Origin of the sequence: Nocardia sp. GTS18, from assembly GCF_013839555.1 — a bacterium.
Lineage (GTDB): Bacteria > Actinomycetota > Actinomycetes > Mycobacteriales > Mycobacteriaceae > Nocardia > Nocardia rosealba.
In genome coordinates this window covers 1-24,263 of the sequence record NZ_JACBIU010000043.1, presented here as the reverse complement: position 1 = coordinate 24,263, position 24,263 = coordinate 1, and the positions used below count along the sequence as shown (strand labels likewise).

General features: G+C 67.4%; 30 protein-coding genes and 1 riboswitch. Of the genes, 10 read left to right on the top strand and 20 right to left on the bottom strand.

Annotated elements, in window-relative coordinates:
* The first annotated feature begins 72 nt into the window (after window positions 1-72).
* The gene (locus tag HYG95_RS22620; protein ID WP_181700824.1) at window positions 73-942 is read left to right on the top strand and encodes an A/G-specific adenine glycosylase; all 870 of its coding nucleotides are present in this window, start codon (window positions 73-75) and stop codon (window positions 940-942) included.
* Window positions 943-1,056: 114 nt separating this feature from the next.
* On the opposite strand, the gene HYG95_RS22615 is transcribed toward HYG95_RS22620, so the two are convergent.
* A complete protein-coding gene (locus HYG95_RS22615; protein WP_181700822.1) occupies window positions 1,057-1,791 on the bottom strand; it encodes an alpha/beta fold hydrolase in 735 nt (244 codons plus the stop codon).
* 32 nt (window positions 1,792-1,823) lie between these two features.
* On the opposite strand from HYG95_RS22615, the gene HYG95_RS22610 reads away from it, so the two are divergent.
* The 4 genes from HYG95_RS22610 (at window position 1,824) to HYG95_RS22595 (ending at window position 3,807) form a co-directional block, all read left to right on the top strand.
* Window positions 1,824-2,147, top strand: a complete 324-nt coding sequence (locus HYG95_RS22610; protein WP_067495664.1) for an antibiotic biosynthesis monooxygenase — start codon at window positions 1,824-1,826, stop codon at window positions 2,145-2,147.
* Window positions 2,148-2,173: 26 nt separating this feature from the next.
* Window positions 2,174-2,323, top strand: a riboswitch (cobalamin riboswitch).
* Window positions 2,324-2,356: 33 nt separating this feature from the next.
* Window positions 2,357-2,557 carry a CbtB-domain containing protein gene (locus HYG95_RS22605; protein ID WP_181700820.1) on the top strand — a complete coding sequence of 67 codons (201 nt, stop codon included), beginning with the start codon at window positions 2,357-2,359 and terminating at the stop codon, window positions 2,555-2,557.
* A complete protein-coding gene (locus HYG95_RS22600) occupies window positions 2,548-3,318 on the top strand; it encodes a CbtA family protein (protein ID WP_181700817.1) in 771 nt (256 codons plus the stop codon). Before HYG95_RS22605 ends, HYG95_RS22600 begins: the two co-directional genes overlap by 10 nt.
* 36 nt (window positions 3,319-3,354) lie before the next feature.
* Window positions 3,355-3,807, top strand: a complete 453-nt coding sequence (locus HYG95_RS22595) for a hypothetical protein (protein ID WP_181700815.1) — start codon at window positions 3,355-3,357, stop codon at window positions 3,805-3,807.
* 4 nt (window positions 3,808-3,811) lie between these two features.
* Here HYG95_RS22595 and HYG95_RS22590 read toward each other — a convergent pair whose 3' ends face one another.
* Genes HYG95_RS22590 through HYG95_RS22575 form a run of 4 tightly spaced genes read right to left on the bottom strand, consistent with a single transcriptional unit; the run spans window position 3,812 to window position 5,832 of the window.
* On the bottom strand, window positions 3,812-4,249 hold the full coding sequence (locus HYG95_RS22590) for an OsmC family peroxiredoxin (protein WP_181700813.1): 438 nt from the start codon (window positions 4,247-4,249) through the stop codon (window positions 3,812-3,814).
* Between the two features lie 56 nt (window positions 4,250-4,305).
* Window positions 4,306-4,752 (bottom strand): SRPBCC domain-containing protein, encoded by a 447-nt coding sequence (locus tag HYG95_RS22585; protein WP_255495630.1) that lies wholly within the window; start codon window positions 4,750-4,752, stop codon window positions 4,306-4,308.
* A 55-nt stretch (window positions 4,753-4,807) separates the two neighbouring features.
* The gene (locus HYG95_RS22580) at window positions 4,808-5,128 is read right to left on the bottom strand and encodes a multidrug efflux SMR transporter (protein WP_181700811.1); all 321 of its coding nucleotides are present in this window, start codon (window positions 5,126-5,128) and stop codon (window positions 4,808-4,810) included.
* A complete protein-coding gene (locus tag HYG95_RS22575; RefSeq protein WP_370465888.1) occupies window positions 5,125-5,832 on the bottom strand; it encodes an FMN-dependent NADH-azoreductase in 708 nt (235 codons plus the stop codon). The genes HYG95_RS22580 and HYG95_RS22575 overlap by 4 nt, the downstream gene beginning before the upstream one ends.
* 48 nt (window positions 5,833-5,880) lie before the next feature.
* On the opposite strand from HYG95_RS22575, the gene HYG95_RS22570 reads away from it, so the two are divergent.
* Both HYG95_RS22570 and HYG95_RS22565 read left to right on the top strand, forming a co-directional pair.
* Window positions 5,881-6,477 (top strand): TetR/AcrR family transcriptional regulator, encoded by a 597-nt coding sequence (locus HYG95_RS22570; protein WP_181700810.1) that lies wholly within the window; start codon window positions 5,881-5,883, stop codon window positions 6,475-6,477.
* A gap of 37 nt (window positions 6,478-6,514) precedes the next feature.
* Window positions 6,515-6,967, top strand: coding sequence for a DUF4240 domain-containing protein (locus HYG95_RS22565; RefSeq protein WP_370465887.1), 453 nt, complete (start codon window positions 6,515-6,517; stop codon window positions 6,965-6,967).
* Window positions 6,968-6,973: 6 nt separating this feature from the next.
* Here the strand turns inward: HYG95_RS22565 and HYG95_RS22560 are convergent, their stop codons facing one another.
* Together HYG95_RS22560 and HYG95_RS22555 are read right to left on the bottom strand one after the other, a co-directional pair.
* Window positions 6,974-7,834 carry an ABC transporter permease subunit gene (locus tag HYG95_RS22560; protein ID WP_181700809.1) on the bottom strand — a complete coding sequence of 287 codons (861 nt, stop codon included), beginning with the start codon at window positions 7,832-7,834 and terminating at the stop codon, window positions 6,974-6,976.
* A complete protein-coding gene (locus tag HYG95_RS22555; protein WP_181700808.1) occupies window positions 7,831-8,724 on the bottom strand; it encodes an ABC transporter ATP-binding protein in 894 nt (297 codons plus the stop codon). Before HYG95_RS22555 ends, HYG95_RS22560 begins: the two co-directional genes overlap by 4 nt.
* 146 nt (window positions 8,725-8,870) lie before the next feature.
* Between HYG95_RS22555 and HYG95_RS22550 the strand changes: the two genes are divergently transcribed.
* Together HYG95_RS22550 and HYG95_RS22545 are read left to right on the top strand one after the other, a co-directional pair.
* On the top strand, window positions 8,871-10,091 hold the full coding sequence (locus tag HYG95_RS22550; RefSeq protein WP_370465886.1) for a sensor histidine kinase: 1,221 nt from the start codon (window positions 8,871-8,873) through the stop codon (window positions 10,089-10,091).
* Window positions 10,088-10,747, top strand: coding sequence for a response regulator transcription factor (locus HYG95_RS22545; protein ID WP_181700807.1), 660 nt, complete (start codon window positions 10,088-10,090; stop codon window positions 10,745-10,747). Before HYG95_RS22550 ends, HYG95_RS22545 begins: the two co-directional genes overlap by 4 nt.
* 10 nt (window positions 10,748-10,757) lie before the next feature.
* Here HYG95_RS22545 and HYG95_RS22540 read toward each other — a convergent pair whose 3' ends face one another.
* Complete coding sequence (locus tag HYG95_RS22540) at window positions 10,758-11,405, bottom strand: VWA domain-containing protein (protein ID WP_181700806.1); 648 nt, start codon at window positions 11,403-11,405, stop codon at window positions 10,758-10,760.
* Between the two features lie 125 nt (window positions 11,406-11,530).
* Here HYG95_RS22540 and HYG95_RS22535 point away from each other — a divergent pair, with 125 nt between their 5' ends.
* A complete protein-coding gene (locus tag HYG95_RS22535; protein ID WP_181700804.1) occupies window positions 11,531-11,989 on the top strand; it encodes a DUF1877 family protein in 459 nt (152 codons plus the stop codon).
* A 61-nt stretch (window positions 11,990-12,050) separates the two neighbouring features.
* Here HYG95_RS22535 and HYG95_RS22530 read toward each other — a convergent pair whose 3' ends face one another.
* From HYG95_RS22530 to HYG95_RS22475, 12 genes are all read right to left on the bottom strand, one after another.
* Window positions 12,051-14,618: an ATP-dependent Clp protease ATP-binding subunit gene (locus tag HYG95_RS22530; RefSeq protein ID WP_181700802.1), complete on the bottom strand. Its 2,568-nt coding sequence runs from the start codon at window positions 14,616-14,618 to the stop codon at window positions 12,051-12,053.
* 267 nt (window positions 14,619-14,885) lie between these two features.
* A complete protein-coding gene (locus HYG95_RS22525) occupies window positions 14,886-15,821 on the bottom strand; it encodes a triacylglycerol lipase (protein ID WP_181700800.1) in 936 nt (311 codons plus the stop codon).
* Between the two features lie 76 nt (window positions 15,822-15,897).
* Entirely contained in the window at window positions 15,898-16,455 is a 558-nt protein-coding gene (locus tag HYG95_RS22520) for a DUF1772 domain-containing protein (protein WP_181700798.1), read from the bottom strand.
* 132 nt (window positions 16,456-16,587) lie between these two features.
* Window positions 16,588-17,199 (bottom strand): FHA domain-containing protein, encoded by a 612-nt coding sequence (locus HYG95_RS22515; protein WP_370465885.1) that lies wholly within the window; start codon window positions 17,197-17,199, stop codon window positions 16,588-16,590.
* A 113-nt stretch (window positions 17,200-17,312) separates the two neighbouring features.
* The gene (locus tag HYG95_RS22510) at window positions 17,313-17,675 is read right to left on the bottom strand and encodes an Lsr2 family protein (protein WP_181700796.1); all 363 of its coding nucleotides are present in this window, start codon (window positions 17,673-17,675) and stop codon (window positions 17,313-17,315) included.
* Between the two features lie 115 nt (window positions 17,676-17,790).
* The gene (gene lysS, locus HYG95_RS22505) at window positions 17,791-19,257 is read right to left on the bottom strand and encodes a lysine--tRNA ligase (RefSeq protein WP_181700838.1); all 1,467 of its coding nucleotides are present in this window, start codon (window positions 19,255-19,257) and stop codon (window positions 17,791-17,793) included.
* 118 nt (window positions 19,258-19,375) lie between these two features.
* Window positions 19,376-19,807 (bottom strand): rhodanese-like domain-containing protein, encoded by a 432-nt coding sequence (locus HYG95_RS22500; protein ID WP_181700794.1) that lies wholly within the window; start codon window positions 19,805-19,807, stop codon window positions 19,376-19,378.
* Complete coding sequence (locus HYG95_RS22495) at window positions 19,807-20,397, bottom strand: cysteine dioxygenase family protein (protein ID WP_255495629.1); 591 nt, start codon at window positions 20,395-20,397, stop codon at window positions 19,807-19,809. The genes HYG95_RS22500 and HYG95_RS22495 overlap by 1 nt, the downstream gene beginning before the upstream one ends.
* 155 nt (window positions 20,398-20,552) lie before the next feature.
* Window positions 20,553-21,335: a type III pantothenate kinase gene (locus HYG95_RS22490; RefSeq protein WP_181700792.1), complete on the bottom strand. Its 783-nt coding sequence runs from the start codon at window positions 21,333-21,335 to the stop codon at window positions 20,553-20,555.
* Window positions 21,336-21,353: 18 nt separating this feature from the next.
* The gene (gene panD / locus HYG95_RS22485; RefSeq protein ID WP_067640553.1) at window positions 21,354-21,773 is read right to left on the bottom strand and encodes an aspartate 1-decarboxylase; all 420 of its coding nucleotides are present in this window, start codon (window positions 21,771-21,773) and stop codon (window positions 21,354-21,356) included.
* A gap of 14 nt (window positions 21,774-21,787) precedes the next feature.
* Entirely contained in the window at window positions 21,788-22,744 is a 957-nt protein-coding gene (panC, locus tag HYG95_RS22480) for a pantoate--beta-alanine ligase (RefSeq protein ID WP_181700790.1), read from the bottom strand.
* Complete coding sequence (locus tag HYG95_RS22475; protein WP_181700788.1) at window positions 22,744-23,697, bottom strand: Rossmann-like and DUF2520 domain-containing protein; 954 nt, start codon at window positions 23,695-23,697, stop codon at window positions 22,744-22,746. The genes panC and HYG95_RS22475 overlap by 1 nt, the downstream gene beginning before the upstream one ends.
* Window positions 23,698-24,263: the final 566 nt, after the last annotated feature.

The window sequence follows — 24,263 nt, the reverse complement described above, 5'->3', positions numbered from 1 at the left end:
GCTATCGGTTACCAGCGAGTCTGCGCTGTTACGCCTCGGCAAAGTCGGCCTGGCAGAGATGGAACGGGAACAGTGAGTATCGACGCCGAGGTCCTGCTGGATTGGTTCACCGAGCGGGCGCGTGACCTGCCGTGGCGGCGGCCGGAGGCGACCGCCTGGCACATCCTGATGAGCGAGATCATGCTGCAGCAGACACCCGTGGTGCGGGTGGAGCCGATCTGGCGTGAGTGGGTGGCGCGCTGGCCGGTGCCCTCGGCGATGGCGGCGTCGTCACAGGCCGAGGTGCTGCGGGCGTGGGGCAAGCTCGGTTATCCGCGCCGGGCACTGCGGTTGCACGAGTGCGCGCGGGTGCTGGCCGCCGAGCACGGCGACGTGGTTCCGGCCGATGTCGACGTCCTGCTGAGCCTGCCGGGTATCGGCGCCTACACCGCGCGCGCGGTGGCGTGTTTCGCGTACGGGCAGCGAGTTCCGGTGGTGGACACCAATGTTCGCCGCGTGGTGGCGCGGGCGGTGCACGGCCGTGAACCCGGTAATCCGTCCTCGCGCGATCTCGCCGAAACCGAGGCGCTGCTGCCCACCTCGGTGCCGCGGGCCGCGAAGTTCTCGGCGGCGCTGATGGAACTGGGCGCGCTGGTCTGCACGGCCCGCAACCCCGACTGCGGCAACTGCCCGCTGCCGCGCTGCGCCTGGGTCGACGCGGGCAGGCCGGCCGCCGAGGTGGTGCGCAAGGTGCAGAAGTACGAGGGCACCGATCGGCAGGCGCGCGGCAGGCTGCTCGATGTGCTGCGTGATGCGTCGGGGCCGGTCGAGCGGGTGCGGCTGGACATGGCCTGGACGCGCGACCCGGGTCAGCGAGCTCGGGCGCTGGATTCGCTGCTGGTCGACGGGCTCATCGAGCAGACCGAGGACGGTTTGTTCGCCCTGGCCGGCGAGGGCGCCTGATATCCGCCGGTACCGTTCGACCTGCTTGCAGGCCAGGGGCAGGGTGCGGCGTGGGGACTTCCTCGAGGGTAGACACCCAGCCCCGCACCAGAAGCCGTCCGACCAGGCTGCGGCTCAGACCCGCGCCAGAAACCGTTCGACGTGCGCGCGGTATTCCTCGGGCCGCTCATCGTGAATCAGGTGCCCCGCCCCGGGAACTCGCACGTACTCCGCGTCCGGATGCACCTCGGCCATCGTCCGCATCTGCCCAGCCGGGGTGATGGTGTGCTCGCCCTCGATGAGCAAGGCGGGAACGCGCAGCGACTTCCATTCGTCCCAGAAGTCGCGCGTTCCCCATTCCTCGGAGATCGCGCGGAAGGTGTCGACCTCGCCGTGGAGCCGGTAGCCGCTCGATTCGGTGAACGCCCGCAGGAAGTACCGCCCGGCCACCGGCCCGAAATAGTCGATCACGGCCTGCTCGTCGGGGAAGGGTTGCGGCCAGGAGTGGATGAGTTCGGCCCAGTGGGCGGCGGTGCGGCCGGTGAAATCCGGGGCGATGTCCTCGACGACGATCGCGCGGACCCGCTCGGGATGGGTCGCCGCGAACACCCACCCGTGCAGCGCACCCATCGAATGCCCGATCACGATCATCGGTTCGGTGATCGCCGACGTGTGCGCGGCGAGGTCGGCGACGAACGCCTCGGTGCTGAGCTCGGCGGGCGGAACACGACCGTGACCCGCGGCGTCGAAGGTATAGACATGACCGAACTCGCGCAGCCACGGCACCTGATCCGACCAGGTACGCGCGCTTCCCATCAGACCGTGTAGCAGCAGAATCGGCACCCCGACCCCGCCTTCGTCGTACAGCACGCACCCGATTCTGCCCCGTATACAGTCGACTCATGGCTGTTGTGAAGATCAATGCGATCGAGATTCCCGAGGGCGCGGGCCCGGAGCTGGAGAAGCGGTTCGCCGCGCGGGCCCACGCGGTGGAGAACTCGCCCGGGTTCCTCGGCTTCCAGTTGCTGCGCCCGGTGGCCGGTGACAACCGGTATTTCGTGGTGACGCAGTGGGATTCGGAGGAGTCCTTCGCCGCGTGGCGCGACGGGCCGGCCCGCGCGGCGCACGCCGGTCACGGTGCCGACGGTGAGCGGCCCAAGCCGGTGTCGACCGGTGCGTCGCTGCTCGAGTTCGAGGTCGTGCTGGACGTGCCCGCGAAGTCCTGATCCGGGCGTTTCCCCTGGATGTATTGACGCGCCCTGGCGGCGGCTGTCACAGTTCGAGGGAAATTACGCGAGGGTGCGCGGTAATCCGGTGAGATTCCGGAGCGGTCGCGCCACTGTATTCCGTGCCGGATTCCGGTGCGGACAGCCAGACATCGGCATCCTCGCCTATCGCTTCGATCGCGGGACGCGCATCCCGGAGGAGGACCCGAATGGCTATCGCGCATTCACCCAGCCGGTCTACCGGCCTCAACACCCTGGCAACCGTGCTGGTCACGGTCGGTGTCGTTCTTCTTGCACTGCTCACGCTGTACCTGGTCGGTTTCGATCAGGGGGCCGTCTCGCGTAGCGGGATGTTCCTGCACGAGCTGATGCACGACGGACGTCACCTGCTCGGTGTCCCGTGCCACTGACCGGATCCTTCAAAACCCTGCTGCTACGTGGTCTGCTGGCCGGTCTGATCGCCGGTCTGCTGGCCGCGACAGTGGGCTATTTCATCGGCGAACCGCACATCGAGGCGGCGATCGCCATCGAGGAAGCCGGATCCGGCGGGCATTCGCACGGGACCGTCGAGGACCAGCCGCACGATGAAGAACCGCTGGTCAGCCGATCGGGGCAGCAGGCGGGTCAGTTCCTCGCGCTCGCCTTGGCCGGTATGGCGTTCGGGGCGATCTTCGCCGCCGTGGTGAACGTGGCTCGCCGTTTCACCACGCTGAGCGGGCCCCGATTGTCGCTGACCGCAGCGGGATTCGCGTGGGTGGCGATCGTCGCGGTGCCGTTCTTCAAGTACCCGGCCAATCCACCGGCGGTCGGCGACCCGGAAACCATCGACCAGCGCACCTGGCTGTGGGTGGCCGTCGTCGTGCTCGGCCTGCTCGCGGTCGCGGCGGCCGTCGCGGCCTATCGCGCGCCGGCCGGTCAGCTCGACTCGTTCCGGATCGTTGCCGCGGTAGCCGCGTTCGTGCTGGTCACCACGGTCGGTTACGTGCTGCTGCCGGGGGTGAACGAGGTGTCCGACGATTTCCCGGCGACGCTGCTGTGGCAGTTCCGGGTGGCCTCGCTGGCCGAAACCGCCACCCTGTGGGCGGCTTTGGGACTGGTGTTCGCCGCGCTCACCGAATGGTCGAGCGCGCGTAGCACTCCGGTAGCACGCGAGGTCGCTACCTCGGGGTGATCCTCGTGAGTACCGCGGGAGGGCAGTGTCGGCATCATGACCGACACTGCCTTCTCTGTTTCCGTCGCCCGTCCGGGCGCGGTGCGCGTGGCCTTCGCCGGGCTGGTCACCGCGCTGGCCGCCGGAGTCGCCGAAGGACTGCTGCGTGCCGTGCGCGGTGGGACCGAATTGGGCGCCACCGCGACGGGTCTGCTGCCCCGGCTGGCCATCTACCTGGTGGTGCTCGGGGTCGCGATGCACATGGCCAACGGCAGCCGGGTGTCGCGGGCCCTGCTCACCGTCGGTATCGGGATGATCGGATTGGTCTCGCTCATCATCGAACCGCTGGCTGTGCTGCTTTCCACCGACGACTTCGGCGCCCTGTTCGGTGGGCTCGCGCCCGATTCAGCTGTCCTCGTCGCCTGCCGGGCGGTGCACATCCTCGCGGTGGTGATCGCGATTCCGGCGATGTACACCCCGGCGGCGCACCGCTGGTTCACCCAGCGGTGAGTGTTCAGATGAGTTCGGCGTCCAGTTCCACCTCGGCGACACCGGCGAGCGCCTTGCTCACCGGGCAGCCGTTCTTGGCCGCGGTCGCCGCGGTGTAGAAGCCCTCGGCGTCGATCCCCGAGGCGACGGCGCGCACGGTGAGCTTGATCTTGCTGATCCGGAACCCGCCCGCCGGGTCGGGGCCGAGGGTCACGTCGGCGGTGACGTCGAGGCTCTCCGTGGTACCGCCCACGTTGGCGAGCTCGGCCGAGAGCGCCATCGAGTAGCACGACGAATGCGCGGCCGCGATCAGCTCTTCGGGGCTGGTGCCCTCGGCGGTGTCGGCCGTGCGCCGGGGCCAGGACACGTCGAATTTGCCGAGACCGGAGCTGACCAGCTCGACCTGCCCGGAGCCGTCCTGCAGCCCGCCTGCCCAGAGTGTGCGTGCGCTACGAATCGCCATCACGTTCCTTTCGCCTCAGTCGAGAAATGTGTGTGCGATACCGAACCTACGTGAGCTCAGACCGGGATACTCGTCACTTCGTCGAGGCGTTCCAGCTTCTCCGGCCACACCTGCTGATGCAGGTCACGGATGGCGGCGGTGGGGAAACCGGAGTGCCGCAGCCGCAACCTGATGCCGCGTGGTTGTTTCAGGAACTCGGCGGCGACCACGGTCTCCACCCCTTCGGTCGCGGCGGTGACCCAGGTGAACTCGATCCGGCGGTTGGCTTCGAGCGTGAGGACGCGGCCGTAGTGCGGGTTGCGCTTCTCGGCCGAGCCGGTGTCGAAATAGAGGGGCTCGTTCACGGCGGGTCGCATCAGAACCGATCCGGGGACGGCCAGCCACAGGTCGAGGCCTTGGGTCCAAGCCGCGTACAGCAGGCTCGGCTGGGCCTTCATGACTCGCTCGACGGTGAGCTCGTGGGGCCGAGTGGACAGGTCCGGGGGGCGAACTGGCTGGTCCATCAGCCGACCCTACCGGTCAAGTGCCCGCCGAGCCCGCATCGGGTGTGCCACAGCGTCACTCGGGGTTGGTGACGCGCGCGAGCACGATGCCACCGAGAATCAGCGACAGGGCGAAGACCCGGCCCGCGCTGAGCGGGTCCTTGTGCACGAGCACGCCGAGACCGATCGCTCCGAGTGCACCGATCCCGGTGAACACCGCGTACGCCGTGCCGACCGGAAGGGTCTGCATGGCGCGCGAGAGCAGGTAGACCGCCAGCGAGCCGAGCGCGATGCACAGCAGGGTCGGGCCGAGTCTGGTGAAGTTCTCGGTGGGTTTGATGGTCTGCGACCAGGCGATTTCGACCAGGCCGGCCACGCCGAGCAGGATCCAGTTCATCGCGTGTAATCCTTTGCGAGCAGGCGTACTTCGGCGATGGCGGCTTCGAGTGAGGCGTCGTGCTCGGTACGCAGGTGGGCAAGGTTGGGGTCCGAGACAGCGTTGGCCAGTTCGGCATTGACGAAAACGGTGTCGGTGACGGCGTAATGGCCTGCGAAGAAGTCGCGCAGGTAGCGCTCCTGATAGTCGAACGCGGCTTTCGGCGCACCGGGCGAGTAGGCGCCGCCGCGGGCGGACACGACGACGAAGCGCCTGTGCCCCAGCGACATACGCGGAAAGGTCACCTGATCGAGCCAGGCCTTGAGCGTGGCCGGGATCGAGTAGTTGTACATCGGGGTGCCGATGAGGATGACGTCGGCGGCCAGCAATTGCGCGAGCAGGGGTTCGACGATGCGCCATGCGGCGCGGGCGGCGGGCGTGACGGCGAGGTCCGGCAGGCGATCGAGATCGGTACTCCCCGCCGCGAGGACGGCATCGCACAGCTCGGTCCACCCTTCGTCGATGAACGGAGCGGGGTCGGTGGCGAGGTCGCGGTAGGTGTAGTCGCCCTCGGGCTCCGCTTCGCGCCAGGCCCGCACGAATTCCGCGCCGAGCCTGCGGCTGAGGGAATTGGTCCTGGCGCTGGCGTCGAGGTGCAGCAGGTGGGTCATGTCGAGCCTTTCGATAACCGGACGTTGTGTCCGCTTGGTTCGACGATAGAACACAAGTGGACACCTTGTCCACATTTGTGTTTCTCGGTTAGAGTCGACCCCATGGAGCCTCGATCCGACCTGCTCACCGGCACGGCACCACCACCCGAACGCACCGATGCCGCCCGCAACCGCGCCAAAGTGCTCGCCGCGGCGGCCGATCTCTTTGCTACCCGCGACCCGCGCACCGTCACCATGGACGACATCGCCAAGGCCGCGGGCGTCGGCCGGGGCACCCTCTACCGCCGCTACCCCGACCGCAACGCCATCGCCGTCGCCCTGCTCGACGAACACGAACGCGCCGTCCAGGAGCAACTCCTGCGCGGCGAACCCCCACTCGGGCCGGGCGCGCCCCCCGCCGAGCGCCTCGCCGCGTTCTATGCCGCGATGATCGAATTGCTCAGCGCCCACGCGCATCTGGTGCTCGGCGCAGAGACCGGCGGGGCCCGCTTCGCCACCGGCGCCTACGGGTTCTGGGCACTGCACGTGCGGGCCCTGCTCGTCGAAGCCGGTATCCCCCAGCCTGATTCGCTGATCGATACCGTCCTGGCCCCCTTGGCGGCCGAGGTCTACCTTCAGCAGCGCGAACGCGGCTTGTCCCCGGAGCAGATCACGGCAGGTTTATCGGTCCTCGCTCACCGGTTGCTAGGGGCCGGGTAGGCGCGATGTGTCGGTGGCTACGGCTACCGTCGCGCGGGTGAGGACACTTCCTACCGACGCCGAAGTCGACCGCTTCTGGGCCATGATCGAATCCGCCTGGGGTGCCTGCGGCGCGCCACGAACCGAGGAGCGGCTCGAGGAGTTCCTCGCCGAATTACGCGCGCTCAGTGCTGATTTCACCAGCGCGGAGCTCACTGCGCTGGACCGGGTGGCCGAGCGCGCGCTCTACGACATCGACCGTGCCGATATCCACGCGGTGATCGGCGGGTCCGACGACGGGTTCCTCTATCGCCGCGGCTTCATCGTCGCGCTGGGTCGCGACTACTACCGCGCGGTTGTGGCCGATCCGGCGGCCGTGCGATCCCACGGGGAATGTGGGCAGATGGGTTATTTCTTCGCCCACCTGCACAACGACCGGTTCGGGACCTTCCCCGACCGGAATTCGGGAATCTCCAGGGAGACGGCGTCGAACCCGGCCGGGTGGTCGTAATCGGGGTCAGGTGAGGTCGCGGCGGGAGGTGAGCCAGATGGTTCCCGCCACGAAGATCGTCACGTAGACCGCGAGGACGACGAGGGACTCGCCGCGGGTCAGGATGTCGAGAACACCCGGCGTGGCCGGACCGTCCTCCGTGCGCATCGCCCCGGCCAGTGAACCTGCGGCGGTACCGGGAAGCAGATCGGTGACCGCTTCGACGTGGCCGAGGATTCCCGCGACCCCGCGCAGCAGGTTCTCGACGACGAGAACCCAGATCAGGCCGAGCCCGACAGCGAGAGCGGGGCCACGGGCCACGGCGCCGATGAAGGCGCCCGCTGCGGTCCACATACTCAAAATGGCTGTGCCGGTGAGGAGTCCGAGAAGGGATCGGTCGAGCGCGGGCAGCGTGACCGCCTGACCTTCCGTCACCGCGATGAGCGACGCGACACCGAGGTCGACGACGAACGCGGCACACACCAGGACGACCACCGTCACCAGCAGGCCGAGCAGCAGCCCACCGACCGCGTTCGCGCGGCCCGGCCCCTGGGTGAACACGGTCTTCCACGTCCCCCAGCCGTACCCGCTACCCACCGCCAGCGCACCGAGGACGAGCATCAGCGCACCGCCGAACATGGCCATACCCTGGGTGAACACCTCGGGGACGGCGGCGGGCACGAGCCGGCCGAGCAGCACGTCGCGCGGCAATCCGTCGGACATGGAACCACTCTCACCGGAGCGGTAGGCCAGATAGTTGAACAGGTAGGCGAAGGTCAGATTCAGCACGATCCATGTGCCGAGCACGATCCAGAAGGTCGGCCACCGCCGAAGACGCAGCGACTCGGCTCTGATACTTGCCGTGAGATCTCTTGTAGTGCTGGTCATTTCGCGACCTCCGTCAGCTCGAAGAAGACTTCTTCCAGGGATTTCTCGTCGACGCGCAGCTCGAGCAGGTCCACACCCGCCTGCACGACAGCTCGCGCCACAGCAGGCGCCATCGCCGTCGTGGTCGCTATCCGAATGCCCTCGGCGCTCACACGCACCGGCGCGTCGGACACCGCGCGGACCGCCTCGACGGCCACGTCGACCGGTTCGGCACGCACGAGCAGCGATGCGGTGCCGCGCAATTCGGCGACCGTCGACTCGGCGAGCAGACGTCCACCGGAGATCACCCCGACCCGGTGGCAGATTTCCTGCACCTCGGCGAGCTGATGACTCGACAGCAGCACGGTGTGACCTTCTGCCGCGAGATCGACGATGAGCGAACGCATTTCGGCCAGTCCGGCCGGGTCGAGACCGTTGGTCGGCTCGTCGAGGACGAGCAGATCGGGATCGCCGAGCAGGGCCGCACCGACTCCGAGGCGCTGCTTCATGCCGAGGGAATAGGTGCGGAAGCGGTCGTCGGCGCGGGTGGTGAGGTCGACGCGGGCCAGCGCCTGGGTGACCTCGCGGTCGCCGAGTCCGCGGTAGCGGGCGAGAACGCGCAGGTTGTCGCGACCCGACAGGTACGGGTAGAAGCCCGGGCCCTCGATCAACACCCCGACCCGGCGCAGCACCTCCGGGTCGCCGGGGGCGCTGCCGTGGACCGTCGCGGTGCCCGCGCTCGGCCGGACGAGGCCGGCCAACATCCGCAGCGTCGTCGTCTTGCCCGCGCCGTTGGGACCGAGGAAACCGTAGATCTCCCCGGTCCCGACCCGCATACTCACCGCGTCCACCGCGAGGTGTTCGCCATAGCGTTTGGTCAACCCGGTGGTGACCACGATTGATTCGTTCATGCGATAGACGATCCGCGCCGAAGGGGTGTCCGCACATCCGTCGCGCGGCTCGTTCGGGCCTACGTCGCGCGATGTACGCGGGGGTCCGGGAAAAATACGTGCGTAGGCCGACGCTTCTGCCCGGGTGACGCAATAGGGTTGCGTGGGTGGGAGCGAAGTGGGAGCGTGACGCGGCCGTCCGGGACTGGGGGCTGGCGGTGGTGGTCGCGATAGTGCAGCTGGCAGGCAGTTCCGGGGCGAACGCGCAGCAGACCGGGGTGCGATCGCTCGACGCGTTCGCGTATCTGTTGCTGCTGGCCGGGCCGATCGCGCTCGGCTTCCGGCGGTTGCTCCCCGAGCCGGTGCTGGTGGTGGCCTTGCTCGCCGCCGTGTCCTACGTGCTGCGCGACTACGGGTACGGGCCGATCTTCCTTTCCCTCATCATCGCGTTCCTCACGGCTGCGGTACACGGATCACGCTGGCGCACTTACCCTTTGGTCGTCGTCGGCTACCTGACGATGGTGTGGCCGCTGCCCGCCCTGCTCGGCCGCGACACCAACGGCTGGCAGGTTTTCGGCCTGCTGGCCTGGCTCAGTGTGCTGGTCGGAATCGCCGAGGGAATACGTCAGCGGCGCACGGTGGTGCTCGCGCGCCGAGAGCGGGCCGAGGCGGCGCAACGCGACGAACAGGCCCAGCAGGCGCGGGCCGCGTCCGAGGAACGGCTCGCCATCGCCCGCGAGCTGCATGACGTCCTGGCACACAGCCTTTCGCTGATCAATGTGCAATCCTCGGTGGCGCTGGAACTGTTCGACCGCAAACCACAGCAGGCCGCCGCCGCGCTGGCCACGATCAAAACCACCTCCAAAGAAGCGCTGACCGAGGTGCACACGCTGCTGCACGCGATCCGCAGCGGCGCACCCGTCGCCCCCGAATACCCCGAAACCCCTGCGGCCGAGCCGGTTCCGGCACCCGCACCGCGTGCCCCGGCACCGACCCTCGACGACCTCGACACCCTGCTGCAACGGACCAGGGCGACCGGCCTGCCCGTCGACACCAAGGTCATCGGCACACCCAAGAAGCTGCCGAGCGTGATCGACGTGGCCGCCGCCAGGATCATCCAGGAATCGCTGACCAATGTGGTGCGCCACGCACCGGGGTCCACGGCGATGATCACCCTGCGCTACACGCCCGAAACGGTCGACATCACCGTCGACAACACCCGCCCTACCGGTACCGCCGTGCGCACCGGGATCGGCGGAAACGGGATCATCGGCATGCGGGAACGGGCGCATGCGCTCGGCGGGGCGCTCACCGCCGGACCCCGGCCGTCCGGTGGGTTCCGGGTGGCCGCGCGGTTGCCCTCCCGGCCGGCCGGGGCAGAGACATGATCCGGGTGCTTGTCGCCGACGATCAGGCGCTGGTGCGCGGTGGTTTCGTCGCACTGCTCGACGCCCAGGACGATATCGAGGTGGTCGGCGAGGCCGAGAACGGCGAGCAGGCCGTGCGGATGACACGCACGCTGGAGCCCTCGGTGGTGCTGATGGACATCCGCATGCCCGTCCTCGACGGGCTGGCCGCCACCCGCATGATCGCCGACGACGCGCAGCTAGCCGACGTGCGCGTCGTCGTGCTCACCACCTTCGAACTCGACGAGTACGTCTTCGAGGCGATCCGCGCCGGTGCCACGGGTTTCCTGGTGAAACACACCGAACCCGCCGACCTGCTCCGCGCCGTCCGGGTCGTCGCGGCGGGCGACGCCCTCCTGTCCCCCGGCGTCACCCGCCGCCTGCTCACCGAATTCGCCACCCACGCCAAACAACCACCCCCACCCGCCCTCGCCGACCTCACCGACCGCGAACGCGAGGTCCTCACCCTGGTGGCCGAGGGCCTTACCAACGCCGAAATCGCCGCCCGCCTCTACCTCAGCCCCGCCACCGCCCGCACCCACGTCAGCCGCATCCTCACCAAACTAGCCGCCCGCGACCGCACCCAACTCGTAGTCCTCGCCTACGAATCCGGCCTCGTCCGCCCCGGCTGGCAGTAGTGTCTTCGGGTCAGCTGTCCGTACCCGCTCGGCGGCGTTCGTCCTCGGAGAAGCGGGCGCGGCGGGCCATTCCGGCGGGGGCGGCTTGGGCGCGGGCCGAGTAGGCCGAGAGGGCGTCGAAGGCGCCGCGGACGCCACCTGCGACGGGGGCGTAGGTGATGGAGGAGCCGGGGTCGAAGCCCAGGTTGGAACCTACTTCGACGGCGTCCATGTTGGCGCCGAGGAAGACGAAGGTCCAGTTGTAGACCTCCTGTTGCTGGGTGATGAGGGACTTGACCGCCGCGTGGGTCCATTCGCGGCTGGAGTTCTCGTGGCCGTCGGTGAGGACGACGACGATGACCGTGCCGGGGCGCTCGTGCTCGGGGCGGGCCGCGAGCTCCTCGCCGACGCTGGTGACGAGTTTGCCGACGGCGTCGTACAGCGCGGTCCCGCCACGTGGCAGCAGATTCGGCGGGGGCACCTGATCCAGCGGCACATTCGAATAGACCACCTCGTAGGTGGTGTCGAATTGCGCCAAGGTCACCTCGATCCGCTTCGGCACCTCCCGCTGCTGCTCGAAATACGCGGCCAACCCACCTTCGGTATCAGCCTTGATCGTCTGCATCGAACCGGAACGGTCGAGCAGAACAGCGATGAGCGTGCGATCGGAATCAGTCATGTGCGTGAACACCCCCGTGTCGTGTGGCCTGGCCCAACCAACGGTACGCCGCGAATTCACCTGCCGGAGGCCGTGAAAAGCGGCTCGAAAGGTATCTCCAAGTTCGCATTCCTACCTTCGCTCCCATGGGCCCAGTTCTCGCATTCCACCGAATTTCCGACGCCGACGCCGCCCGCATCACCGCCGATGCCGAAGCCGCCCTCGACCTGATCGACCAGCTCGACCACCCCGGCGAACCGGCCGGCGACATCGACAAGGCCTGGGACGGCCTGCGCTACCTGCTCGAGGCCGCGAATATCGACCTCGACCTCTTCGGCGACCTCGATCCCTGGGCGGGCGACGGCGCAACCAAGATATGGACAGCCGCCGAGATCACCACCGCCGCCCACACCCTCACAGCCACGCCCTACAGCGTCCTCGAACGACATTTCGACCCGACAGCCATGGACGACAACGACGTCTACCCCGAAATCTGGGACACCGATTTCTGCCGAGAATTCCTCCGCGAAAACTACGAAGCACTCCGCACCTTCTTCATCTTCGCCGCCGAACAGAACTCTCAAGCCGTCGCGCTGTTCCAATGACCGCTCGGCAACGAAAAAGCCCACCTTCCGAGTTCAGAAGGTGGGCTTTTCGTTCAGCTGGTTACTCGCCGGAGGCGGCGGTGTCGGGGGCGGTGCCCTCGGCTGCTCCGGTGAGGACGACCTCGGGCTTGTCGTCGCCCGTGGGTGCCTTGGTCAGCTTCGTCTTGCCGGTGAAGGTGAACTTGGCGTCTTCGCCCTGGCCTTCGCCGTCCCAGTTCTCGACGCCGACCGTGATGGTCTGGCCCGCGCCGATCTCGCCGAAGAGGATCTTCTCCGACAGCTGGTCCTCGATCTCGCGCTGGATCGTGCGACGCAGCGGACGCGCACCCAGGACCGGGTCGAAACCGCGCTTGGCGAGCAGGCTCTTGGCCTGATCGGTCAGCTCGATCGCCATGTCCTTGTTCTTCAGCGCCTTGGCGACACGGTTGATCATCAGGTCCACCATCTGCACGATCTGCTCGCTGGTGAGCTGGTGGAAGACGATCACGTCGTCGATGCGGTTGAGGAACTCGGGGCGGAAGTGCTTCTTCAGCTCGTCGTTGACCTTGAGCTTCATCCGCTCGTAGTTCGAGCCCTCGGCGTTGGACTGGGTGAAGCCCAGGCCGACAGCCTTGGAGATGTCGGAGGTGCCCAGGTTCGAGGTGAAGATCAGCACGGTGTTCTTGAAGTCGACCGTGCGACCCTGACCGTCGGTGAGACGGCCGTCCTCGAGCACCTGCAGGAGGGTGTTGTAGATCTCCTGGTGCGCCTTCTCGATCTCGTCGAACAGCACCACCGAGAACGGCTTGCGCCGCACCTTCTCGGTGAGTTGGCCGCCCTCCTCGTAACCCACGTACCCGGGAGGGGCACCGAACAGACGAGAAGCGGTGAAGCGGTCGTGGAACTCGCCCATGTCGATCTGGATGAGCGCGTCGTCGTCGCCGAACAGGAAGTTCGCCAGCGCCTTGGACAGCTCGGTCTTACCGACACCGGACGGACCGGCGAAGATGAACGAACCGGACGGACGCTTCGGATCCTTCAGGCCGGCGCGAGTGCGGCGGATCGCCTTGGAGACGGCCTTGACGGCATCCTCCTGGCCGATGATCCGCTTGTGCAGCTCGTCCTCCATGCGGAGCAGACGAGTGGTCTCCTCCTCGGTGAGCTTGAAGACGGGGATACCGGTCCAGTTGGCCAGCACCTCCGCGATCTGCTCGTCGTCGACCTCGGCCACGACGTCCAGGTCACCCGAACGCCACTGCTTCTCCCGCTCGGCGCGCTTGGCGACGAGCTGCTTCTCCTTGTCGCGCAGGCGCGCGGCCTTCTCGAAGTCCTGCGCGTCGATCGCGCTTTCCTTCTCGCGACGGGCGTCGGCGATCTTGTCGTCGAACTCGCGCAGGTCCGGCGGCGCGGTCATCCGGCGGATGCGCATGCGCGCGCCCGCCTCGTCGATGAGGTCGATCGCCTTGTCCGGCAGGAACCGGTCGTTGATGTAGCGGTCGGCCAGCGTCGCGGCGGCCACGAGAGCGCCATCGGTGATGGAGACCCGGTGGTGCGCCTCGTAGCGGTCGCGCAGACCCTTGAGGATGTTGATGGTGTGCTCGACGGTCGGCTCGCCCACCTGCACCGGCTGGAAACGGCGTTCCAGGGCAGCGTCCTTCTCGATGTACTTGCGGTACTCGTCGAGGGTGGTGGCACCGATGGTCTGCAGCTCGCCACGGGCCAGCTTCGGCTTCAGGATCGAGGCCGCGTCGATGGCGCCTTCGGCAGCACCCGCGCCGACGAGCGTGTGCAGCTCGTCGATGAACAGGATGATGTCGCCGCGGGTGTTGATCTCCTTGAGCACCTTCTTGAGGCGCTCTTCGAAGTCACCGCGGTAGCGGCTGCCCGCGACCAGGGAACCCAGGTCGAGGGTGTAGAGCTGCTTGTCCTTGAGGGTCTCGGGGACCTCACCGTTGACGATGGCCTGTGCCAGGCCCTCGACGACGGCGGTCTTACCGACACCGGGCTCACCGATCAGCACCGGGTTGTTCTTGGTGCGGCGGCTCAGCACCTGCATGACGCGCTCGATTTCCTTCGAGCGGCCGATGACGGGGTCGAGCTTGCCTTCCAGCGCCGCCTGCGTGAGGTTGCGACCGAACTGGTCGAGCACCAGCGAGGTGGACGGCGTACCCGCCTCACCGCGCGAGCCGGTGCCCTCGACGGGCTCCTTGCCCTGGTACCCGGACAGCAGCTGGATGACCTGCTGACGGACCCGGTTCAGGTCGGCGCCGAGCTTGACGAGCACCTGGGCCGCGACGCCCTCACCCTCACGGATGAGGCCGAGCAGGATGTGCTCGGTGCCGATGTAGTTGTGACCGAGCTGCAGCGCCTCGCGCAGACTCAGTTCCAGCACCTTTTTCGCACGCGGGGTGAAGGGGATGTGACCGGACGGCGCCTGCTGGCCCTGCCCGATGATCTCCTCGACCTGGCTGCGCACACCCTCCAGCGAGATGCCAAGGGACTCCAGCGACTTCGCCGCCACGCCCTCGCCCTCGTGGATCAACCCAAGCAGGATGTGCTCGGTGCCGATGTAGTTGTGGTTGAGCATCCGGGCCTCTTCTTGGGCCAGGACAACGACACGCCTCGCGCGGTCGGTGAACCTCTCGAACATCGCTCCCTCACTCTCCTGCTCCGACATTCTGGCAACAGACGCCGCTGTGTGCTCGGTACAACCTTGGGCGCCGGAGGCGACAACTGTCGCCGTCAGCCTGCCATGAAGCCCGGGGGTTGCGGCCCCCGCCATCCACTCTAGTTGGCAGGGGATTCCGCCGTCGCCGCTCCACCCTATTGGGGACCGGTGACAACTTGGTCATTCACTCACAACGCGCACGTCGCGGCATTCGTTTCCGTTCCAGTTTTGCCTACAGCGAAATCGCCGTCAGCCGGTGAACGGGGGCACGAACTCGCACGGCACGGGCGCCTGCCTGGCCGGATCGAGGGCGTTGAGGGCGTGACCGGCGGCACGCGGACTGCCCGCGATGGCCATGTGCTCGGACCAGTCCTGCGCGCAACCGTCCTGCACGACGACCGAGGTGGCGTTGGGACCGGGCACCAGGCCGGAAGTGTGCGGCACGACGAGCTCGTCGAGGACCGTGACGATATTGACGTAGGTGACGCGCGGGTCGTACACCCCGTCGGCATTGAGCGCGGTCATGAACGGCGAACCGCTGAACATCTGCGCGCAGGCCTGGCACAGCGAGCCGGTGGCGGCGTCGAAGACCGGTCCCGCGCCGAGGGCCCGGCTGAAGTGGGCGATATCGCCCGCGCCGAACGCGTTGGTGCCGAGCCAGGGCGGCGCGATCCCGACCAGCGTGCCGACCTTCTCCCCGCCGCCGAGTCGCTTGAGGTAGTAGTTGCCGACGATATTGCCCTGCGAGTGGGCGACGAGGTCGACCCGTGCGGCACCGGTGCGCGCGAGGACACCGTCGACGAAGGCCGACACCTCCGCCGCACTCTGCTCGATGGGACGCATTCCGCCGATGGCCGAGACGGGCCAGGGCAGCGCGTACGCGCCGTAGGTGAGGGTGAACACACAGTAGCCCTCGTTGGCCAGCAGCGGGGCGTACACGCCCCAATTCGTCTGCGCCCCACCGCCGGTGCCGTGCAGCAGGACGACCGGGTTCGGATGTTCCGGTGTGGGAACACAATTCGGGTCGTTCGCCCCGGGCAGCGCACCGCCCGGGTTCGTCAGCTCGGGCGCGATGCCCGCGAAGAAGTTGTAGTCGACCGGGTGGGGGCCGGCGGCCGCACCACCTGCCCCCACGAGACCGAGCAGTATGGCGACGGCTAGAACGAGCATCGACTTACTTCGCATGGAACCACCCCTGACTAGAACGTGTTCCAGTCATCATGGAACACGTTCCAGCCTTCGCGTGGCACTACGGAGCGATTCAGCGCACCAGCGCGTGGGAGACGCTCTGTCCCGGGAACGGGGCGGCGGCGTTCGACTTGCCCTGCTGCACACCCGCGGCGAACAGCGCACCGCACAGCACCAGGAACGCCGCCGTGTGCAGCACCGCCCGCAGGATGTTCCAGCGCACCCACGCCGCTTCGAAATCCGCGCGCACCGAGGCGGTGTCGGCCAGCGTCGCCGGGTCACCCGCCGCGGCCAGGGCATCGTTGAGCGGCACGTTCTGCCCGGCGGTGACCGCGAAGGCGATCACGTTGAGCACCAATGCGATTCCGATCCAGATCAGCGTGGCGCGATGATCGCCGCCCAGGTGCAGCGCGGCCGCGAGGGCGGTGAAGCCGACCGTACCGAGGAAGCCGAACATGAACCACGGGTTGATGATCACCACGTTGATCTTCTGCATGACCTCGATCAGCGTGCGATCTCCCGTGCGCGCCAGGGCGGGCATCACCGAGATCGCGTAGGCGTAGAACACACCGGCGACGAGGCCGGTGCTGAGCATCGCGAGAACCAGCGAGGACAAACGAATGGCCGACATGGGAACCAACTCCTGACTCGAATCCGGAGTCGCACTCCGGTGACAGGACTCAGTCAACCGCAGGACGGCCGTCGCCGACATCGTTCAGACGCTCGGCCACCTAAGCGAGGCGCGCACCGCCGACCGCGAGGCTCACAACTCGTGGTCGGAGATCATTCCGCTCTGCATCGCGAGGGCGGCGAGCCGGGTGCGCTTCTGGTTCTGCGGCAGATTCTCCACCCCGAACTTCGCGAAAAGGGCACGCAGGTGGGTTTTGATCGCGTCGATCGACAGGAAGAGTTCCTCGGCGATCTGCTGGTTCGACGCGGGCGTCGCGAATCCGGTGCCGTGCTTGTACGGACGGCACAGGGCGATCAGCACCGCGCGCTGGGTTTCGGTCAGCGAACGCATGGTGGGGATGGAACCGGAGGCGGTATGCGTGGCGTCGTCGACGACACCACCGAAATCGAAGAAATGCACCAGCGTGGTGCCGACACGAATGCGGTCACCCGGGCTCAGCCTGCGCCTGCCGACCAACCGCTCACCGTTGACGAACGTCCCGTTGCGCGACAGCCCGTCGTCGATAATGGTCCAGTGCGCGCCGAGGTGTTCGACAGCGGCGTGCAACCGGGAGACCTCGGCATCCCAGCCGAGCACGAGATCGGCCTGGACATTGCGCCCGATGGTGATCCGCTGCTGCTCGGGGTCCAGCGGCAGTTCATGCTGGCGCCCGGTGTTGTCCGTGTACCGGAGGAACGAACTCACCGAGAGACCACCCCTCGAAACACCTTGCGCACGACCATCAGTCTATCTTTCCCGACGCCGTGGGTGACCGATCGGGCGGGGCCGCGGTCGACGCGGCCCCACTCCGCCGTCTACTAACTTTTGCCGACCTCTTTGTTGTAGGCCTCGGTGATGTCGGCCGAGATACGGCCGCGTGCGGAGACCTTGTGGCCCTTACGACGGGCCCATTCACGAATTGCGGCGCTCTGTTCGCGGTCCATGGAAACGCGGCTCTTGCCCTGCGGCGCCGGCGCACCGGCGGCCTTGGTCCGGCGACGGCCACTCACGCGACGCGCGTTGGCGACCCACTCGTCCAGGCCTTCGCGCAGGCGCGCCGCATTTGCCTCCGACAGATCGATCTCGTACGACACCCCATCGATAGCGAACTCGATGGTTTCGTCCGCGATGGACTCACCGTCGACATCGTCGATCAGGCTAACGGTGACCTTCTTTGCCATGAGATGAACGTCCTCTCGAAATCGTCAAGCCTGCCTCCAGGCCGAATACCCGAGGCAAGAATACCCCGAAATGCGAAATTTCCAACACGAGGCCTTCGCCCCGCGAATTCACAGGTCAGCGACTACTCGGGCGCACAATGGGGAACAGGATCGTTTCCCGGATTCCCAAACCCGTGAGTGCCATCAACAAGCGATCGATTCCCATACCCGTTCCGGTGGTCGGCGGCATACCGTGTTCCATCGCGGTGAGGAAGTCTTCGTCGAGCACCATCGCCTCGTCATCGCCCGCCGCGCCGAGGCGCGCCTGGTCGACGAACCGTTCCCGCTGGATGACGGGATCGACCAACTCCGAATAGCCCGTGGCCAACTCGAAGCCGCGAACATAGAGATCCCACTTCTCCGTAACGCCTGCCTTGCTGCGATGCTGACGGGTCAGCGGTGAGGTCTCCACGGGGAAGTCACGAACGAAAGTCGGCGCGTAGAGCTTGTCGCCATAGACGTGTTCCCAGAGTTCTTCGACCAGTTTCCCATGGCCGTAGCCCTTGCCCGACGGAATTTCCAGACCGACCCGTTCGGCGAGTGCCAGCAATTCCTCGACAGTCGTTTCCGGAGTGACCTCCACACCGATCGACTCCGACAGCGACGGATACATCTCGACCGTCGTCCACTCGCCACTCAGATCATATTCAGTACCGTCGGCAAGAGTCACCACGAGGGTGCCGAATGCCTCTTGTGCGACTTCCTGGACCAATTCCCGGATCATCGTCGCCGAGTCGTCGTAGGTGCCGTAGGCCTCGTACGTTTCCAGCATCGCGAACTCGGGCGAATGGGTGGAGTCGGCGCCTTCGTTGCGGAAGTTCCGGTTGATCTCGAAGACCTTCTCCAGGCCGCCGACCACGCAGCGCTTGAGGAACAGTTCCGGCGCGATACGCAGGAACAGGTCCATGTCGAGGGCATTGGAATGGGTGACGAACGGGCGCGCGGCGGCACCGCCGTGGATGGTCTGCAACATCGGGGTCTCGACCTCGAGGAAGCCGCGGCGCTCGAGCGCGGTGCGCAGCGCGCGGACCACGTTCACGCGGGTACGGGCCATTTCCCTGGCCTCGGGGCGCACGATGAGGTCGACGTAGCGCTGACGGACGCGCGATTCCTCGTTCATTTCCTTGTGCGCCACCGGCAACGGGCGAAGCGACTTGGCCGCCATCGACCACGAGTCGGCCATCACGCTCAATTCGCCCGTGCGCGAGGAGATGACCTCACCGTGCACGAACACGAAATCGCCGAGGTCGACATCGGACTTCCAAGCCGCGAGCGCGTCCGCGCCCACGCCGTTGAGGCTGATCATCGCCTGCAGTTTGGTTCCGTCGCCCTCCTGCAGGGTGGCAAAGCACAGCTTGCCGGTATTGCGGACGAAAATGACGCGGCCGGCGACACCGACCTGCAGACCGGTTTGCGTATCGGGTTCGAGATCCGGGTAGGCGGAACGGATTTCGGCCAGCGTGTGCGTGCGTGGCACGACCACCGGATAGGCGTCACCACCGCCGGCGAGCAGCCGTTCACGCTTGTCCCGGCGAATCCGCATCTGCTCGGGGACATCGCTGTCCACGGCGGAACTGACGGCGCGGCCGGTCTCGGCGGAGTTAGGGGTGCTCACATTCGATAACAGTAGCGTGCACCGGAAAGGACCAGTGCGCCGCCCGTTACAACGAAGCCAGCGACTCCACTTCCCGGGCGAAGTGCGGCACCCCGACGCCCACGGTGAGCATGCCCGCCGACTTCAGCGCCTGATAACCGCCGATCAGATCGGTCGCGCGGTGCAATCCGAGTTCCTGAAGCGAGGCCGCGGCCAAACTGGAGGTATAGCCCTCCGAGCAGAAAATGATCCACTCCACATCGTGGTCGCGCGCGAGCGACAACCGCGCCGACGACGTGGGATCCAGCCGCCATTCCAGCACATTGCGCTCGATCACCAGCGCGCCCGGCAGCGAGCCCTCCCGAACACGCTGCGCGGCCGGGCGGATGTCGACCAGAACGGCGCCTCGGGCCAGCGCGGCGGGGACGTCGTACACATACAGCCTGCGCAGCTTGGCGCGCGCGTTGTCGAGCATCTGGTCAATCGACAAACGGCTCATCACAGATCACCTTCGGGCTGGTCGGTGAGGACGGTTTGGGTGCGTCGCAGGGTGCCGTGGCCGGTCACCTCGTAATACGACATGGCGGTCAGCGGCGGCGAATACGCGTGCACGCTGAGGGTGGGATCGAGCGGGCCTGCCGTCGCGTCGGCGGCGCGGACCACATCGTGGACCCAGCCGATCGGAAACGACGCCTGATCGCCCGCGGCGAGGGTGCGCTCGCGTAACTCGGTGCCATTCCAGCGGAATTCCGACAGCGCGCCGCTGAGCACGGTGAGCGCGCCGAGCGAACCGGCGTGGTCGTGCAATTCGGTGGATTTCCCGGGCGTCCAGCTGATGAGCCAGACATCGACCTCGTCGTCGGCGATCAGGCGGGTGGCCCAGCGCTGTTCGGTCGGCCAGAGCCCGTCGGCGGGCAGCAGATGGTCGTAGCGACCGGCCAGGACATCCTCGGCGCCCTCGTCGGTGAGACGCAGCAGGTCGGCGGGGCGCAGCCGGGTGGGCAGGGCCGAGGCGACCGCGCGGTCGAGCGGCGGGGTCGCGGAGTATTCGTCACGGGCCGACGCCAGGGAAAGAACAGAAGAACGCATGAGCGCATCTCCAAGGAGTGAGAATCGGTCGAGGGGAAAACGTCAGCCTCGAACGGTCGAGGCAGGTCAGCCTCGACAACACTCCTGGGTGCTCACACGGAAAGACACGGGAGCGAGCTTAGCAGGCTCCCGTGTGGACGGGCCAATGACCTGGATCACTTCTTGTTGCGCTCGTAGACGTGGCGCAGGCCGGTGAGGGTGAGATGCGGTTCGTGCTGGTCGATCGTTTCCGATTCCGGCACGATCAGCGGCGCGCCCGTTCCGGTGGCGACGACGGTGACATCGGTACCGGCGAACGCGTCGAATTCGTCGCGAATGCGGTCGATCAATCCGTCGACCAGGCCGGCGAAACCGAAAATGGCACCGGATTGAATGCACTCCATCGTGTTCTTGCCGAGCACCGAGCGGGGCCTGGCCAGTTCGACGCGGCGCAAGGCACTGCGTTCGACCAGTGCCTCCGTCGACACCTCGACGCCCGGCGCGATCACGCCACCGAGGAACTCGCCCTTGGCCGAGACCAGGTCGACACAGGTGGCGGTACCGAAGTCGACGACGATCGCCGGGCCGCCGAACCGGCGGAACGCGGCGAGGCAGTTGACGATGCGGTCGGCGCCGACCTCCTTGGGATTGTCGACCAGCAGCGGAATACCGGTCCGCACACCGGGTTCCACGACCACATTCGGCACATGCGACCAATAGCGGGCGAGCATGATGCGCAGTTCCCGCAGCACCGGCGGCACCGTCGACAACGCCGAGACACCGACCACCTGGTCGAGATCGGCACCGACCAGACCGCGCACCTGCATCGCGAACTCGTCGGCGGTGAGCAGCGGATTCGTGTGAATACGCCAGTGCCGCACCAGTTTCGAGTGCTCGCCGAGACCGGAGAACAGGCCGAGTTCGATGGCGGTGTTGCGGACGTCGATCGTCAGCAGCATGTCCGACCCCCGCCGCGATCAGGCGATCGACAGGGAACGCGGCGAGGTGAGCCCGGAACCCTCGGGCGCGTGGGCGGGATCGGCGCCGAGCTCGACGGGCCGGTTGCGGTCGTCGACGAAGACCACCTTCGGCGCGTACTCGCGCAGCTCGGCCTCGTCGAGCTGGCCGTAGGCGATGAGGATGACCAAGTCACCTGGGTGCACGAGATGTGCGGCGGCGCCGTTGATCCCGATCACACCCGAACCGCGTTCGCCCGCGATCACATAGGTCTCGAGGCGGGCGCCGTTGTCGATGTCGACAATGCACACCTGCTCACCCTCGAGCAGGCCCGCGGCGTCGAGCAGATCCTGGTCGACGGTCACCGAACCCACGTAGTGCAGGTCGGCGTGGGTCACGGTGGCACGGTGGATCTTCGAGGTCATCATGGTGCGCAGCATCGGCTTCGCCTTTCTCAGTGCGCCTGCGGAGCAGGCAGGGAGTTCGCGTCGGGGTGCCCGTCGATCTGGGCGCCGAGAACAAGGGGTGCGTTGTCGATCAGGCGGGTGCTGCCGACCTTGGCCGCGACGAGCAGGCGCGCGTTGCCCGCTTCCGGGGCGGGGCCGAGGGTGGAGTCGCGCAGTTCGAGGTAGTCGACCTCGACACCGTCGGCCGAGTCGAGGACGGCGCGGGCGGCGGCGAGGACACCCTCGGGGCCGAGGCCCGCGGCGTGCCTGCCCGCGGCCAGTGCGGCCGACAGGGCGAGCGCCGATTCCCGTTGCGCCGCATCGAGATAGCGGTTGCGCGAGGACAGGGCGAGACCGTCGGGTTCGCGGACCGTCGGGTAGGCGACGATCTTCACGTCGAAGTTCAGGTCACGGACCATCTGGCGGATCAAGGTGAGCTGCTGGTAGTCCTTCTCCCCGAAGTACGCCTCCGAGGCGTGGGTGAGCTGCAGCAGTTTCGCGACGACGGTGAGCATGCCCGCGAAATGCGTCGGCCTGCTGCCGCCTTCGAGCTCGGCGCCGAGCGGGCCCGGCTGCACGGTGGTGCGCGGGCCGTCGGGGTACATCTCGTTGGCCGACGGCGCGAACACCAGATCGACGCCCTCGGCCGCGAGCAGCTCGAGGTCGGCGTCGAGGGTGCGCGGGTAGGCGTCGAGATCCTCGCCCGCACCGAACTGCAGCGGGTTGACGAAGATCGACACGATCACGATCTGATTGGTGAGCCGCGCCTGACGCACCAGCTGCAGGTGGCCCTCGTGCAGCGCGCCCATGGTCGGCACGAAACCGATGCTGCGACCCGCGCCGCGCAACGCCTTGGCCACCGTCGACAGCACCTCGGGGCTGTGGTGCACGGTGAGCGCGCCGGGCTTGAACGCGCCGGTCGCCCGCGCGCCGCCCTGGTGGTGATGCACTTCTCGGGGTTCCATCAGTGGCCTTTCTCGGCGAGCAGCGCGAGCAGAGCGGGATTGGTCCTTGCGAGTTCGGCCGTGCGCAACGACATGGCGCGATACGACGCGGCCAGCCTTTCGTCGAACGACTCGACGGCATTCAGGTGTGCGGCGACCGCGTCCACGTCGCCCCGGGCGACCGGGCCGGTGAGCGCGGCCTGACCACGGCGCAGCGCGTTGTCGAGGGCGGCGGAGACCAGCGGGCCGATGAGGCGTTCGGGCAGACCGCCCGGTTGCTCGTCGACCACCGGCTGGCCGAGCAGACCCGGGCCCGACATCGCTTCACGCAGCGCCGAAACCGCATCGACGATGAGCGTGACCAGGTGATTGCTGCCGTGCGCGAGGGCCGCGTGATACAGCGTGCGCTGGTCCTCATCGATCCGCACCGGCTCGCCACCCATCTCGATCACCAGCGCCTGGGCGATGGCGTAGCCGACCTCGTCGGCGGCGGTGATGCCGAAGCAGGCATTGGCGAGGCGGGCGATGTCCTCGTCGTGACCGGTGAAGGTCATCGCCGGATGGATCGCCAGGCCCAAGGCGCCCTGCTCGGTGAGCGGGGCGAGCACGCCGACACCGTTGGCGCCGGAGGTGTGCGCGACGATCGTGCCCGGCCGGACCACACCGGCCGAGGCCAGACCACGAACCAACCCGGCCAGCTCGGCATCGGGCACGGCGAGCAGCAACAACTCGCTGCGCTGGGCCACCTGCTCGACCGGCAGGATCTGCGAATCGGGCAGCCGGGTGCGCGCCCGGTGCACGGAGGCATCGGAGATCGCGGCGACACCGAACACCACATGCCCGGCGCGCTCGAGCGCCACACCGAGCGCCGAACCCACCCGTCCCGCCGAGACGATTCCCACCGTCAGCCGTGCGGGCGCTGGATCGACACCTGAGTTCGCGCCATCAGAATCGACACTTCTCGAGGTCAACATTGTCCTCTCGATTGCGTTCCAGTCCCGCTGTGCGGGTACCAGACGTACGGGTCGAGAATAACGGGCCCTACGCCCGCCCCGCCACGCCCCCTGTCGTGATCTAGCACACCCGCATCTCCGGGAATTCAGGCCAGACTCAGGGGCGGGGTGACGTGCGTCGGCGGCCAGACCATGTGCGCGGTTGCGGTTGCCCGTCCCCGGTGAGTTACCCATGTCCTCACTGACCCGCCTCCCCGAGAATTCAGGCCAGGCTTATGCGCGGAGAGACTTGCGTCGGCGGCCAGACCATGTGCGCGGTTGCGGTTGCCCGTCCCCGGTGAGTTACCCATGTCCTCACCGAAGTGGGCGGGTGCGTGGCGGATTCAGCGGTGTGGTTCGGGTGGGTGGCCCGCTGGACGGTGATCTTGGTGCGGCTATGTGCGGGTGGACTCCGATTGGAGGTTGGCCATGATGTCGGCTACCGAGAGGCGGGTGCCTTCGGATTCGGCGCGACGGCGGCGGCGGGAGCTGGTGCCGACGGTGGGGGTGGCTGGCTATTATCCCCATCTGTCGCTGCCGACGCATAA

Excerpts from the sequence above, each read along its gene's own strand:
- HYG95_RS22605 (WP_181700820.1), top strand. The coding sequence starts at position 2,357 with ATGGCTATCGCGCATTCACCCAGCCGGTCTACCGGCCTCAACACCCTG.
- HYG95_RS22570 (WP_181700810.1), top strand. The coding sequence starts at position 5,881 with ATGGAGCCTCGATCCGACCTGCTCACCGGCACGGCACCACCACCCGAA.
- HYG95_RS22560 (WP_181700809.1), bottom strand. The coding sequence starts at position 7,834 with ATGACCAGCACTACAAGAGATCTCACGGCAAGTATCAGAGCCGAGTCG.
- panC (WP_181700790.1), bottom strand. The coding sequence starts at position 22,744 with ATGGAACCCCGAGAAGTGCATCACCACCAGGGCGGCGCGCGGGCGACC.
- HYG95_RS22595 (WP_181700815.1), top strand. The coding sequence starts at position 3,355 with ATGACCGACACTGCCTTCTCTGTTTCCGTCGCCCGTCCGGGCGCGGTG.
- HYG95_RS22545 (WP_181700807.1), top strand. The coding sequence starts at position 10,088 with ATGATCCGGGTGCTTGTCGCCGACGATCAGGCGCTGGTGCGCGGTGGT.
- HYG95_RS22535 (WP_181700804.1), top strand. The coding sequence starts at position 11,531 with ATGGGCCCAGTTCTCGCATTCCACCGAATTTCCGACGCCGACGCCGCC.
- lysS (WP_181700838.1), bottom strand. The coding sequence starts at position 19,257 with ATGCGGATTCGCCGGGACAAGCGTGAACGGCTGCTCGCCGGCGGTGGT.
- HYG95_RS22500 (WP_181700794.1), bottom strand. The coding sequence starts at position 19,807 with ATGAGCCGTTTGTCGATTGACCAGATGCTCGACAACGCGCGCGCCAAG.
- HYG95_RS22530 (WP_181700802.1), bottom strand. The coding sequence starts at position 14,618 with ATGTTCGAGAGGTTCACCGACCGCGCGAGGCGTGTCGTTGTCCTGGCC.
- HYG95_RS22495 (WP_255495629.1), bottom strand. The coding sequence starts at position 20,397 with ATGCGTTCTTCTGTTCTTTCCCTGGCGTCGGCCCGTGACGAATACTCC.
- HYG95_RS22580 (WP_181700811.1), bottom strand. The coding sequence starts at position 5,128 with ATGAACTGGATCCTGCTCGGCGTGGCCGGCCTGGTCGAAATCGCCTGG.
- HYG95_RS22510 (WP_181700796.1), bottom strand. The coding sequence starts at position 17,675 with ATGGCAAAGAAGGTCACCGTTAGCCTGATCGACGATGTCGACGGTGAG.
- HYG95_RS22555 (WP_181700808.1), bottom strand. The coding sequence starts at position 8,724 with ATGAACGAATCAATCGTGGTCACCACCGGGTTGACCAAACGCTATGGC.
- HYG95_RS22475 (WP_181700788.1), bottom strand. The coding sequence starts at position 23,697 with ATGTTGACCTCGAGAAGTGTCGATTCTGATGGCGCGAACTCAGGTGTC.
- HYG95_RS22525 (WP_181700800.1), bottom strand. The coding sequence starts at position 15,821 with ATGCGAAGTAAGTCGATGCTCGTTCTAGCCGTCGCCATACTGCTCGGT.
- HYG95_RS22490 (WP_181700792.1), bottom strand. The coding sequence starts at position 21,335 with ATGCTGCTGACGATCGACGTCCGCAACACCGCCATCGAACTCGGCCTG.
- HYG95_RS22540 (WP_181700806.1), bottom strand. The coding sequence starts at position 11,405 with ATGACTGATTCCGATCGCACGCTCATCGCTGTTCTGCTCGACCGTTCC.
- HYG95_RS22610 (WP_067495664.1), top strand. The coding sequence starts at position 1,824 with ATGGCTGTTGTGAAGATCAATGCGATCGAGATTCCCGAGGGCGCGGGC.
- HYG95_RS22520 (WP_181700798.1), bottom strand. The coding sequence starts at position 16,455 with ATGTCGGCCATTCGTTTGTCCTCGCTGGTTCTCGCGATGCTCAGCACC.
- HYG95_RS22585 (WP_255495630.1), bottom strand. The coding sequence starts at position 4,752 with ATGGACCAGCCAGTTCGCCCCCCGGACCTGTCCACTCGGCCCCACGAG.
- HYG95_RS22590 (WP_181700813.1), bottom strand. The coding sequence starts at position 4,249 with ATGGCGATTCGTAGCGCACGCACACTCTGGGCAGGCGGGCTGCAGGAC.
- panD (WP_067640553.1), bottom strand. The coding sequence starts at position 21,773 with ATGCTGCGCACCATGATGACCTCGAAGATCCACCGTGCCACCGTGACC.